General features: G+C 73.0%; 12 protein-coding genes. 11 read left to right on the top strand and 1 reads right to left on the bottom strand.

Annotation, left to right across the window (positions count from 1 at the left end):
* Position 1 precedes the first annotated feature (1 nt).
* From ACLJT4_RS01920 to ACLJT4_RS01905, 4 genes are all read left to right on the top strand, one after another.
* Positions 2-769 (top strand): IclR family transcriptional regulator, encoded by a 768-nt coding sequence (locus ACLJT4_RS01920; RefSeq protein WP_411120681.1) that lies wholly within the window; start codon positions 2-4, stop codon positions 767-769.
* Between the two features lie 20 nt (positions 770-789).
* Positions 790-1,200 carry a RidA family protein gene (locus ACLJT4_RS01915; RefSeq protein WP_411120680.1) on the top strand — a complete coding sequence of 137 codons (411 nt, stop codon included), beginning with the start codon at positions 790-792 and terminating at the stop codon, positions 1,198-1,200.
* A 142-nt stretch (positions 1,201-1,342) separates the two neighbouring features.
* The gene (locus ACLJT4_RS01910; RefSeq protein WP_411120679.1) at positions 1,343-2,818 is read left to right on the top strand and encodes a GntP family permease; all 1,476 of its coding nucleotides are present in this window, start codon (positions 1,343-1,345) and stop codon (positions 2,816-2,818) included.
* Positions 2,819-3,090: 272 nt separating this feature from the next.
* Positions 3,091-3,972 carry a serine protease gene (locus ACLJT4_RS01905; protein ID WP_411120678.1) on the top strand — a complete coding sequence of 294 codons (882 nt, stop codon included), beginning with the start codon at positions 3,091-3,093 and terminating at the stop codon, positions 3,970-3,972.
* Between the two features lie 87 nt (positions 3,973-4,059).
* On the opposite strand, the gene ACLJT4_RS01900 is transcribed toward ACLJT4_RS01905, so the two are convergent.
* Positions 4,060-5,100: a chitinase gene (locus ACLJT4_RS01900; RefSeq protein WP_411120677.1), complete on the bottom strand. Its 1,041-nt coding sequence runs from the start codon at positions 5,098-5,100 to the stop codon at positions 4,060-4,062.
* Positions 5,101-5,450: 350 nt separating this feature from the next.
* Here ACLJT4_RS01900 and ACLJT4_RS01895 point away from each other — a divergent pair, with 350 nt between their 5' ends.
* From ACLJT4_RS01895 to ACLJT4_RS01865, 7 genes are all read left to right on the top strand, one after another.
* The gene (locus tag ACLJT4_RS01895) at positions 5,451-6,980 is read left to right on the top strand and encodes a hypothetical protein (RefSeq protein WP_411120676.1); all 1,530 of its coding nucleotides are present in this window, start codon (positions 5,451-5,453) and stop codon (positions 6,978-6,980) included.
* 75 nt (positions 6,981-7,055) lie between these two features.
* Positions 7,056-7,775 (top strand): Flp pilus assembly protein CpaB, encoded by a 720-nt coding sequence (cpaB, locus tag ACLJT4_RS01890; protein ID WP_016573412.1) that lies wholly within the window; start codon positions 7,056-7,058, stop codon positions 7,773-7,775.
* A 13-nt stretch (positions 7,776-7,788) separates the two neighbouring features.
* The gene (locus ACLJT4_RS01885; protein WP_411120675.1) at positions 7,789-9,228 is read left to right on the top strand and encodes a CpaE family protein; all 1,440 of its coding nucleotides are present in this window, start codon (positions 7,789-7,791) and stop codon (positions 9,226-9,228) included.
* 6 nt (positions 9,229-9,234) lie between these two features.
* On the top strand, positions 9,235-9,651 hold the full coding sequence (locus tag ACLJT4_RS01880) for a TadE family protein (RefSeq protein WP_411121060.1): 417 nt from the start codon (positions 9,235-9,237) through the stop codon (positions 9,649-9,651).
* Positions 9,648-10,058, top strand: coding sequence for a TadE/TadG family type IV pilus assembly protein (locus tag ACLJT4_RS01875; RefSeq protein WP_411120674.1), 411 nt, complete (start codon positions 9,648-9,650; stop codon positions 10,056-10,058). The genes ACLJT4_RS01880 and ACLJT4_RS01875 overlap by 4 nt, the downstream gene beginning before the upstream one ends.
* Entirely contained in the window at positions 10,055-11,395 is a 1,341-nt protein-coding gene (locus tag ACLJT4_RS01870; RefSeq protein ID WP_411120673.1) for a CpaF family protein, read from the top strand. The genes ACLJT4_RS01875 and ACLJT4_RS01870 overlap by 4 nt, the downstream gene beginning before the upstream one ends.
* Positions 11,392-12,339 carry a type II secretion system F family protein gene (locus tag ACLJT4_RS01865; protein ID WP_016573407.1) on the top strand — a complete coding sequence of 316 codons (948 nt, stop codon included), beginning with the start codon at positions 11,392-11,394 and terminating at the stop codon, positions 12,337-12,339. Before ACLJT4_RS01870 ends, ACLJT4_RS01865 begins: the two co-directional genes overlap by 4 nt.
* Positions 12,340-12,364: the final 25 nt, after the last annotated feature.

Here is a 12,364-nt window from a genome sequence, read left to right as displayed (position 1 = left end):
CATGAGCCAGACCGTCGACCGCGCGCTGAGCATCCTGCCGCTGCTCGCCGAGGGCCCCGCCGACCTGGGACGGGTCGCCGACCGGCTCGGCGTGCACAAGTCCACCGCGCTGCGGCTGCTGCGCACCCTCCACGAGCACGGCCTCGTCTACCGCCAGCCCGACCAGCGCTACCGCCTCGGCGCCCGGCTCTTCGCCCTCGCCCAGGAGGCCGTGGAGAGCCTCGACGTCCGGGACATCGCCCACCCCCACCTCGTCGCGCTCAACGAGAAGTGCGGCCACACCGTCCACCTCGCCGTCTACGAGGAGAACGAGGTCCTCTACATCGACAAGGTCGAGAGCCGCTACCCGGTCCGGATGTACTCCCGGATCGGCAAGCCGGTCGCGATCACCGTCGCCGCGGTCGCCAAGCTGCTCCTGGCCGACCTGCCCGAGGCCGAGCGCCGCACCGTCGCGGAGAAGCTCGACTACCCCCGTTACACGTCCCGTTCGACCACCGACGCCGCGGCCTTCCTGGCCGAGCTGGCCACGGTGCGCGAACAGGGCTGGGCCACCGACCTCGGTGGCCACGAGGAGTCCATCAACTGCGTCGGCGCCCCCATCCGGGGCGCGGACGGCCGGGTGGCGGCCGCCATGTCGGTCTCCGCACCCAACGTCGTCGTCAGCGCGGAGGAACTCCTCGGCCTGCTCCCGCTGGTGCGCCGCACCGCCGACGCCATCAGCCGGGAGTACTCCGGCACCCCGAGCCCCGGCCACAAGCCGGCCCCGTGAAGCACGTCTGAAGGACACACATGAGCGAGAAGACCGCCCTCACCCCGGCCACCCACACCACCCCGCCCGCGAAGTTCTCGCACGGCGTCAAGAAGGGCAACATCCTCCAGGTCGCCGGCCAGGTCGGCTTCCTGCCGGCCGTCGCGGGCCAGCCCCCGACGCCGGCCGGCCCGACGCTGCGCGAGCAGACCCTCCAGACCTTCGCCAACGTCAAGGCGATCCTCGAAGAGGGCGGCGCCACCTGGGACGACGTGATGATGATGCGCGTCTACCTCACGGACGTGGACCACTTCGCCGAGATGAACGAGATCTACAACGCCTACTTCGAGGAGCAGGACCTGACGGCCCCGCCGGCCGCCCGGACCACCGTCTACGTGGGCCTGCCCAAGGGCCTGCTCATCGAGATCGACGCCCTCGCCGTCCTGAGCTGAGGCACCAACCCCCTTGCTCCGCCCGCCGTTAGCGCACCGCCGCGCGCACCGCCCGCCGCACGGCACGGCACCCCGTAATGCCGGGGTGCCGTGCCGCGGTCCCCCCTGCCTGGACACACCCGGCCTGACAACGGAGTCACCCATGGTCCTTGCTGCCGCGACCCCCGCCCCGCCCGCACCACCACACACCGGTGGACTGCTCGCCCTGATACCGGGCACGCCCGGCCTGTTGGCCGTCGCCGCCCTCGGCATCGCCCTGCTGCTCTTCCTGATCATGAAGGTCAGGCTGCAGCCCTTCGTCGCCCTGCTCGGCGTCTCCGTCGCGGTCGGCCTGGCCGCCGGCCTCTCCGTCACCGAACTCTTCGGCACGGTCCAGAAGTCCGACGCGGTCTCCATGATCGAGGCCGGTATGGGGGGCATCCTCGGCCACGTCGCCATCATCATCGGCCTGGGCACCATGCTCGGCGCGATCCTCGAAGTGTCGGGTGGCGCCGAGGTGTTGAGCGCCCGGCTGCTGGCCCTCTTCGGCGAGCGGCGCGCCCCGCTGGCGATGGGCCTGACCGGCCTGATCTTCGGCATCCCGGTCTTCTTCGACGTCGGCATCTTCGTCCTGGCGCCGCTGGTCTACGCGGCCGCCAGGAAGAGCGGCAAGTCGGTCGTGCTCTACGCCATGCCGCTGCTGGCCGGACTGTCCATGACGCACGCGTTCCTGCCGCCGCACCCCGGACCGGTGGCCGCGGCCGGCCTGTTCAAGGTCGACCTGGGCTGGGTCATCCTGATGGGCGTGGTGTGCGGGGTGCCCGCGGTGCTCGCGGCCTGGGGGTACGCCGCCTGGATCGGCAAGCGGCTGTTCGTGCCCGTCCCGCAGGACATGGCCGAGGCCGCCGAGGAGGCGCGGGCCGCGGTCGCCGCCGAGCAGGCGGCTTCGGGAAGCGCCCCGCGGGAGCGGCCGGTCGCGCTGGCCACCGTCCTCGCCATCATCGGCACCCCGCTGGTGCTGATCCTGCTGGCGACCTTCTCCTCCATCGCGCTGGCCCCGTCCACCGGCCGCTCGGTGATCGAGTTCTTCGGCCACCCCTTCGTCGCCCTGACGCTCGCCCTGCTGCTGGCGTACTACCTGCTGGGCGTGCGGCGCGGCTGGTCCCGCAAGTCCCTGGAGACGGTCTCCACCGCGTCCCTCAAGCCGGTCGGCAACATCCTGCTGGTCGTCGGCGCCGGCGGGATCTTCGGCGCGGTGCTCAAGGGCAGCGGGGTGGCCGCCGCGCTGTCGGACACCTTCCACCACGTCGGCCTGCCGGTGATCGTGCTGGCCTACCTGCTCTCGCTGGTGCTGCGGGTGGCCCAGGGCTCGGCGACGGTGGCGATCGTGACCACCGCCGGCATCGTGCTGCCGCTGGTCGAGGCGCAGGGGCTCTCCCAGGCGCACCTGGCCCTGGTCATCATGGCGATCTCGGCCGGCTCGATCTTCGCCTCGCATGTGAACGACGGCGGGTTCTGGATGGTCAGCAAGTACTTCGGGATCTCCGAGCGGGACACGCTGAAGTCCTGGACGGTGCTGGAATCGGTGCTCTCGCTCGCCGGGTTCGCGGTGGCGGCCGTGGTGAGCCTGCTCGTCTAGGGAGCCGTCGGGGGAGGGCCGGGCGGTGCCCCGGAGCGCGACGCGGCGCTCCGGGGCACCGCTCTTCCGTGTCCGCCGGGGTGGTCGAGTGGGTGGCGTGGGTAGGGAACACCGGCGTCCGCTCGTGGGTGCGGCGCGGGGCGGGTCACCGATTTACGGAAAATCCTTGCCGCGCGGTCCCCGTCAGCGAACAATGCGCATGACAAATCCGGAGCGGTGCACGGAAACTGACGCCGCGGAACTCCGGACACACAGCTGAGAGGACCCCCCACATGTATCGACCTCTCGTCGGCACCCTGGCCACCGCCGTCATGGGAGCCGCCGCCCTGGTGACCGCCGCCAGCCCGGCGGGCGCCGCCCCGGCCGGCGCCCCCGCGCACCACGCCCCGAAGCCCCCGCACACCAAGGCCGTTGACTTCGCCGGCACGGTGGCGCTGGACGACTGCTCCGGATCGATCGTCAAGATGCCCACCTCCCAGCCGAACGACCCGGCGCTGGTGATGACCAACGGGCACTGCCTGGAGAGCGGCATGCCCGACCCGGGCCAGGTGATAGTCGACCAGCCCTCCAGCCGCAGCTTCACCGTCCTGGACAAGTCCGCCGGCGACCTCGGCACGCTCCAGGCCACCAAGATCGTCTACGCGACGATGACCGACACCGATGTGACGCTGTATCAGACCGGCTCGACCTACGCGCAGATCGAGCAGAAGTACGGCATCAAGCCGCTGGAGCTGTCCACCGACCACCCCGCCAAGGGTGCCGGGATCACCGTCGTCTCCGGCTACTGGAAGAAGACCTACACCTGTAGCGTCGACGGCTTCGTGCCCACCCTCAAGGAGGGCGGCTGGTCCTGGAAGGACTCGGTCCGCTACACCCCGGAGTGCAAGACGATCGGCGGGACCTCCGGCTCGCCGGTGGTCGACAACACCACCGGCAAGGTCACCGCCATCAACAACACGGGCAACGAGAACGGTGAGCGCTGCACCGAGAACAACCCGTGCGAGGTCGACGAGAACGGCAACGTCACCGTCCACAAGGGCATCAACTACGCCGAGGAGACCTACTTCATCCCCAAGTGCTTCGGCGCCGGCAACACGCTGGACCTGAACGCCTCGGGCTGCACCCTGCCCAAGCCGTCGGGCGTCCGGCACTGACCCGCACGACGCGCGACCGGGCCCCGCGCACCTCGTGCACGGGGCCCGGCCCTTTCAGGGGGGTGGCGTCTCATGGGAGGGCGCCGGCTACGGCAGCCCGTGGACGTGGCCGCCCACCTGACTCGCGAAGGCACCGCCGTTCGCGGCGTCCCAGTTCGTCGACCAGGTCATCGCGCCCCGCAGCCCCGGATACGTCCTGGCGGGCTTGAACGAGCCGCAGTTGGTGCCCGTGGTCAGGCAGTCCAGCGCCGCGTTGACCACGGCCGGCGCGACGTACCCGCCGCCCGCCGCGCTCGGGGAGGCCGGCAGGCCCAGGCCGACCTGGGACGGGTCCAGACCGCCCTCCAACTGGGTGCAGGCGAGCGAGGTGAGGAAGTCCACCGTGCCCTGGGAGTAGACCTTGCCGTCGCAGCCGTTCATCGCACCGCTGTTGTAGAACTGCGTGTTGACGACGGTGAGGAAGTCCTTGATGCCCAGTGCGGTCTTGAAGTACTCGTTCTGCGGCGACAGCATGTCGATGGTCTGCGGGGCCATCGTCACCACGACGCCGGGGTGCTTGGCGTGCACGGCCTTCAACGCCTGTGTCATGTAGGTGGAGTTGAGGCCGTTCTCCAGGTCGATGTCGACGCCGTCGAAGCCGTACTCGTCCATCAGGCCGTTGATCGAATCGGCGAAGTTCTGCGCGGACGTGCCGTCGTTGACCGCCACCGCGCCCTTCTCGCCGCCGACCGAGAGCACCACCGACTTGCCGGCCGCCTGCTTGGCCTTGACGTCGGCCTTGAAGTCGGCCGCCGAGCCGTAGCCGACCGCCGGATCGAGGGTGAAGGTGACGGCGCCCGGCTGCCCGGTCGCGTCGGCGAAGGCCACCGCGATGATGTCGTAGGCGTCGTCGACGTCCTTCAACTTCTGCACTTTGGCACCGTTGTTGAAGTTCTGCCAGTACCCCGTCAGGGCGTGCTTGGGGACGGCCGCGGTGCGGGCCGTCGGGCCGACCGCCCCGGCGGTGGCGGCCGGGCCGGCCGCCACCAGGCCGGCCGAGGTCAACACGGCGGCGGCCACCCCGGCCAGCAGCCGTCCGCGGGCGTACCGCGACCGTGCCGCGCGGGTCGTGCGTGTCCTGACCGTCATCCTCGTCGTACCTGTTCCTCCATGTGCGCGAACCACGACTGCCTCCGTGTGGGGGGTGGTTGGGGGAGTGGTGCCGTGTGCGCTCAGGGGCCCCTGGGCTTGTCGTACAAGGTGGTCCAGACCAATAAACGGTGTCAAGGGTCCGGTCGGAAGCCGGTGTTCCGATGCTCGCCGCTTGAGGGGTATGGGGGGGTTCCCTGTGGACCAACGGGCAAGACGAGTAGCCCAGAACGTGTTCTCCGGGACGTATCTCTGTGGATAAAGTGCAGAGCGTATGGCGCCGATGGCGCAGAGCTGTGCCGATCCGCGGTCCCGGGAGCCCCGGAGGCCGGAAGGAGTGGGGGAGCGACGTGCCGACCGCGATTGCCGTCACCAGCCCGGACCTCGCGCTGCCCGCGACGGATCGCCAGACCCCCGCCGCGGTCGTGCTGCGCGCCCCGCACCTGGCGCCGCTGGACGAGGCGTTGGCGGAGACCAGCGCGGTCCTCGAACACCACGGCCACCTCATCGTGCTGTACTCCACCGCCTGCCCGCCGGAGCACGTCCGTCGCCTGCACACCCTGCGCTCCGTCCTGGAGAGCGACCGGATCGCGATCCTGCCCAGCGCCCTGCCGCCGCTCGGCGTCGCCGTACTCGCCCGCCAGCTGAGGCAGTTGTCGATGTGCGGCTTCAGCCCCGGCGTGCTGGCCTGCGCCGCCCGGCTGCTCGCGCACTACGTCCACGCCGGGGCCCTGCTGGGCAGCGTCAGCGGCTTGGACCGGGTCGAGGTGGACCTGCGCTCCCACATGAAGTCCTGGCTGCCCGGCGTGCACTTCGCGGTCCTCGCCACCCCGCAGCCCCAACTGCTCCACCTCGACCGGCACAGCACCCGGGCCGGCCTGCGCCCGCCCGGCTTCGCCACCCAACTCGCGGTCGCCCGCGGCCAGCTCAGTGCCGACTGGGTGACCTCCGCGCTGGCCCCGGCCTGGCAGGTGCAGGGCGTCTACGAGGCGCGGCTGCCCGGCGAGTCCGCCCGCTGGTGGGGCACCCAGAAACTGATCGAATTCGCCGCCGCCATCCCCGATCCGGCGCTGCTGAGCCGTCTGGTGGCCTCCGTCCGGCGCGAGGAATGCGACTGGTGCGGCCAGGAAGTCATCGGCGACCGCTGCGCGTTCTGCGCGGCGCCGCTGGCCCGGGACCGGGCGGGCAGCGGCTCCGCGGGACGGGAACCCGCCGCCATAGCCGGGGCGCCGGCCGCGGTCGCCGCGCCGGCGCCCGCGCTGGAGCCGCCCCCCGCCGCGTCCGACCCGGCCGGGTCGCCGCTGCGGCAGCGCGGGCTGTCACCCGTGGCGCCCGCCGGCGTCCCCGGGGTGGTCGGGGTGGTCGGCTTCAACGGCGTGCCGCTGCCGGGACCGCCGGACGCCCCCCGCGGCACCGACGCCCCACACGCCGCTCATGCCCCGCACGTCACCGACGTCCCGCCCGCCGCGAACTCCCCGCACCTGGCCAACTCCCCGCGCGCCACGGGTACCCCGCACGGCGCCGGGGGCCCGCCGGAGACGGGCGTCCCCGGAAACACGGGCGTCCCCCGCGCCACGGGGGGCGCGCCCGTCCCGGGCACCCCGCCCGCCACCGGAGCGCCCCACGGCACAGGCGCGCCCCACGGCGCCGGAGTTCCCGGTGGCGCGGGCGGACCGAGCCTGACCGGCGTCCGCGGCGGCGCCCCCGGCGTCCGCGGCCAACTCGACGTCCGCGGACCGGACGTGATGGGCGCGGGCCAGCGGCCGCTCGGCCCCCCGAGCGCCGGGCCGCGCGGCCTGCCCGGCCACCCGGACTACTCCGGCCACCCCGACCTCCGCACCCTCCCCGGCGGCGCGCGTCCGGTGGCCCACGTGCGCTGAACCGCCCCCGTACCGCGTCCCGCCGCCGTCCACCGCCCGCCCTGACCGCCCCGTCCCGATCGAGGTCCCGCGCCCATGAACTCACGCCAGCGCCGCGGAGTGATCCTGCTGCTCCTGTCCGTCCTCTGTGCGGTCGGCGCCTTCATCGGCGTGCTGTCGGTGATCCACAACGTGGAGTCCAAGGTCGGACCGGAACGCACCGCCTACCGGCTCAAAACGGATGTCGCGGCCTATAGAACGCTGGATCCGGGGCAGTTCGAAGAGGTGAGGATCCCGCAGCGGTGGCTGCCGCCCACCGCCGTCACCGACCTGGACAAGGTCAGCGGCAAGATCGCGGTGACCCCGCTCAGGAAGGGCTCGCTGCTCCAGGACGACATGATCGTCGACCGGCCGGCGCTCCAACCGGGACAGCAGGAGATCGCCATCATGATCGACGCCGCCACCGGCGTGGCCGGCAAGATCAACCCCGGTTCGCGGGTCAACATCTTCGCCACCTTCGACGGCCGGCGTCCCGAGGACAAGCCGGTCTCCAAGGTCATCGTCGCCGGTGCCCAGGTCATCGACGTCGGCAAGCTGTCCCCCCTGGAGGCCAAGGACCCCGGCAGCGCCGGCGCCACCAGCCGCCAGCCCGGCCAGGCCGTCCCGATCACCTTCGCGCTCGACACCCAGGACGCCCAACGGGTCGCCTACGCGGAGTCGTTCGCCTCCCACGTACGGCTCGCCCTGCTCGCCCCCGGCACCCAGGCCACCATCCCGCCCGGCGAGCGCACGTACACCCTCGACGGCGACAAGTGACCAGGAGGCCCAGGTGACCATCCGCATCCTCCCGGCAGTCGGCGACCCGGACGCCGCCCGGGCCCTGGCCGCCCTGCTCGGCCAGATGCCGGACGCCGAACCGGCACCCGCCGTCCCCGACGGGACCGCGCTGCTCAATGCGCTGGCCGGGGCCGCCGGACAGACCGGCCCGGCGTCGTCGGCCCCCACCGGCGGCTCCGCCGGCCCGGTGGCAGTCCAGGCGCTCCCCGAGGTCGTCCTGGTCCACGAGGGCATCGGCCCCGGCCCGGCCCTGGAGCTGATCCGCGAGGTGGCCCTCCGGTTCCCCGCCGTCGGCGTCGTCCTGATCACCGCCGACGCCGGCCCCGCCCTGTTCTCCGCCGCGATGGACGCCGGCGCCCGGGGCATCGTCGCCCTCCCGCTGGGCTACGACGAACTGGTCGCCCGGGTGCAGGCCGCGGCCCAGTGGGCGGCCGGGGTCCGCGTCCACCTCGGCGGCAACCCGGACGCGCTGCCCGCACCGACCGGCACCCTGGTCACCGTCACCGGCGCCAAGGGCGGCGTCGGCACCACCGTGACCGCCGTCCACCTGGCGCTCGCCGCCCGGGCCGCCGGCCGCCGGGTCGCGCTGGTCGACCTCGACCTGCAGTCCGGCGACCTCGGCTCCTACCTGGACGTGCAGTTCCGCCGCTCGGTGGTGGACCTCGCCGGGATCCAGGACATCTCCGCCCGGGTCCTGAAGGAGGCGGTGCACGCCCACCACACCGGGCTCGGACTGCTGCTCGCCCCCGAGGAGGGCGAACGCGGCGAGGAGGTCGACGACCGCGCCGCCCGCCAGATCGTCACCGCCCTGCGCGGCCGCTACGACGTGGTGATCGCGGACTGCGGCTCCCAGATGCAGTCCGCCAACGCCGCCGCCGTCGAACTCGCCGACACCGCCCTGCTGGTGATCACCCCCGACGTGGTCTGCGTGCGCGCCGCCAAGCGGCAGGTGCGCCTGTGGGACCGGCTCCGGATCCGCAAGGCGGAGGACACCACCACCGTCGTCAACCGCCTCACCCGCCACACCGAGATCCAGCCGCCGCTGGTCGCCAAGGCCACCGGCACCCACGTCGCCCGGACCCCGGTACCGGCCGCCTTCAAGGAACTCCAGCCCTGCGTCGACGCGGGCCGGCTCCAAGACCTCGACGCCCGCTCCACGGTCCGCGCGGCCCTGTGGGAACTCGCCGCCGAACTCGGCCTGACCGGCGCCGAGGCCGCCCCGCCGGGCCGCGGCGGCCACCGCAACCGCCCCATGCTGACCGGGCGCAAGCGCAAGGCCCTCCCGCTCGGCACGGCGGCCCCGGCCGGAACGGGCCCGGGGGCGGCGCCGGGCTCCGGCCCCGGCGGCCCGTTCGGCGCCCGGCGCGGCAACCCGGCCGGCCCCGGCGGCGCCGGCCCGTTCGACCAGGCCGGCCCCTACGAGGAGGGCTGAGGGATGATGCGGCGTCCCCGAGGGACCGGCCGGTCGCCGGACGACCGCGGCCGCGCCGACGACCGCGGTCAGGTCTCGGTCGAGTTCCTCGGACTGCTCCCGCTGATCCTCGTCGTCCTCGCCCTGCTGTGGCAGTGCGCGCTGACCGGCTACACCTACGCCCTGGCCGCGCACGCCGCCGACCGGGGCGCGCGGGCCGCCACCGCCCTGGAGGACGGCGGCAGCGGCGCCTGCCGGGCCGCCGCCACCCACCAACTCCCGCACGCCTGGCTGGGCGGCGCCAGCACCGACTGCACCACCGTGGCCGGCCTGTGGAAGGCCACGGTCCGGATCAAGGTCCCGGTGCTCTTCCCCGGCGCCGGCGACTTCCCGTGGACGGTCACCGGCACCGCCGGCGCCGCCAAGGAGGCACGCGACGGATGACCCACCGGCCCCCCACCCCCGCACGGAGCAGCCGGCGCGCCCGCGACCGCGGCTCCGCCTCCCTGGAGTTCCTCGGCATCCTCCCGGTCCTGCTGGTCGTCGCGCTCGCCGCCGTCCAACTGGGCCTGGCCGCCTACGCCGTCCAACAGGCCGGCACCGCAGCCCGCGCCGCGGCCCGCACCGCCTCGATGGACCGCGCCGACCAGGAGACCGACCCGCAGACCGCCGGCCTCGCCGCGATCAGCGGTTGGCTCGCCGAGCACGCCGCGATCGCCGTCGGCGGCTCCGGCGACAGCGTCAGCGCCACCGCGACCGTGCAGATCCCCTCGATCGTCCCCGGCGCGGACTTCGGCTCCGCCCGCCGCAGCGCCACCATGCCCCGCCCCGAAGGAGCGCCACCGCGATGAGCCTGAAAGCCCGGATCGTCGCACCCGAACCGGCCGGCGAGGAGCACCAGGACGGCCACCTGGTCGCCGTCTACCGCGCCAAACTGCTGGAGGAGATCGACCTCGCCGAGATGTCCTCGCTGACCGCCGCCGAGCGCCGCTCCCGGCTGGAACGCGTCCTGGGACACATCATCAGCCGCGAGGGCCCGGTCCTGTCCACCGCGGAACGCGCCCAGCTGATCCGCCGGGTGGTCGACGAGGCGCTCGGCCTCGGCGTGCTCGAACCGCTCCTGGAGGACGCCTCGGTCACCGAGATCATGGTCAACGGCCCCGACCAGGTCTACGTCGAACGGCACGGGCGGGTCGAGCTGGTGCCCGTCCGCTTCGCCTCCCACGAACAGCTCATGCAGACCATCGAGCGGATCGTCTCCACCGTCAACCGCCGCGTGGACGAGTCCAATCCCATGGTCGACGCCCGCCTGCCCACCGGCGAACGCGTCAACGTCATCATCCCGCCGCTGGCCCTCAACGGCGCCACCCTCACCATCCGCCGCTTCCCCCGCGCCTACACCCTCGCCGAACTCCTCGGCATCGGCACCCTCGACGAGCAGATGCTGATGCTGCTGGCGGGGCTGGTGCGCGCCAAGTTCAACGTGGTGGTCTCCGGCGCCACCGGAGCCGGCAAGACCACCCTGCTCAACGCCCTGTCCGGACTCATCCCGGACGGCGAGCGGATCATCACCGTCGAGGACGCCGCCGAGCTCCAGCTCCAGCAGACCCACGTCATCCGGCTGGAGTCCCGCCCGCCCAACGTCGAGGGCAAGGGCCGGATCACCATCCGCGACCTGGTCCGCAACTCACTGCGGATGCGCCCCGACCGGATCATCGTCGGCGAGGTCCGCGGCGGCGAGACCCTCGACATGCTCCAGGCGATGTCCACCGGCCACGACGGTTCGCTCGCCACCGTCCACGCCAACAGCACCGAGGACGCCCTGATGCGGCTCCAGACGCTCGCCTCCATGTCGGACGTCACCATCCCCTTCGAGGCGCTGCGCGACCAGATCAACAGCGCCGTCGACTGCCTGGTCCAACTCACCCGGCACGCCGACGGCACCCGCCGGATCAGCGAGGTCGCCCTGCTGGACTCCCGGGGCCACGAGGACTACCGGCTCGTGACCATCTGCCGCTTCGAGGCCGAACCGATGGGCGCCGACCGCGTGGTGCACGGCGCGTTCCGCTACTACCCGCTGCCCCGCCGGGTCGCCGAACGCCTCTTCATGGCCGGCGAGCCCACCCCGCCCGCCTACGGCGTCGCGGCCACCGACGACCAACTCGCCACCCGGAAGGCCACCGCATGACCGGCGGCAGCACCCTCGCCCTGCTCGCCCTCGGCGCCACCGTGCTCTGCGGCGCGCTCGCCGTCGCGGGGGTCCGCAGCTACGCCGCCGGGCGGGCCCAGCGGCAGGCCATCGTCGACCGGCTCGACGACGCCCGCGGACTGCCCGTGGTCGGCCGGCGCCGCCGCTTCCCGTCCGTCGACCGCACCCTGCGCACCACCCGCTTCGGCCGCCGCCTCGCGCTGCGGCTGGCCGCCACCGGACTGGACCTCACCCCGGGCGAGTTCTTCGTCTCCATGGTCGCCGCGGTGATCGGACTGTGGGTGGCCGCGCAGGCCGTCCTCGCCCCGTTCTTCGGGCCGATCGCCGCGGTGATCGGGGTCTGGGCGGCGTTCGCCTTCCTCAACTGGCAGCGGCAGAAGCGCATCGAGAAGTTCATCAACCAACTCCCCGAACTCTCCCGGATCCTCGCCAACGCCACCCAGGCCGGCCTCGCCCTGCGCACCGCCCTGGCCATGGCCGCCGAGGAACTGGAGGCCCCCGCCGGCGAGGAGCTGGCCAAGGTCTCCGACAAGCTCGCCGTCGGCCACTCCGTCGACGACGCCCTCGGGGAGCTGGCCGAGCGGCTGCCCTCGCGCGAACTGGTCGTCCTGGTCACCACGTTGGTGCTCGCCAACCGCGCCGGCGGCACCGTCGTCGGCTCGCTGCGCAACCTCACCAAGACCCTGGAGGAGCGCAAGGAGACCCGCCGCGAGGTCCGCACCCAGCTCTCCCAGGTCGTGGTCACCGCCTACGTCGTCCCGCTCCTCGGCATCGGCACCCTGTTGCTGATGAACCGCATCGCGCCGGGCGCCATCGACCGGATGACGTCGTCCTTCCTCGGCCAACTCGCGGTCGTGGTGGCCTTCGTCCTGTACGGGTTCGGCTTCTTCCTCATCCGCCGGCTCTCCAAGATCGACGTCTAGGCGTCCGTCAGCTGCCGAAAGAAGG

This window comes from Streptomyces sp. x-19 (assembly GCF_046549115.1).
GTDB lineage: Bacteria > Actinomycetota > Actinomycetes > Streptomycetales > Streptomycetaceae > Streptomyces > Streptomyces albulus_C.
The sequence above is the reverse complement of the archived record's forward strand: the minus strand, read 5'-3'. Positions and strand labels throughout refer to the sequence as shown.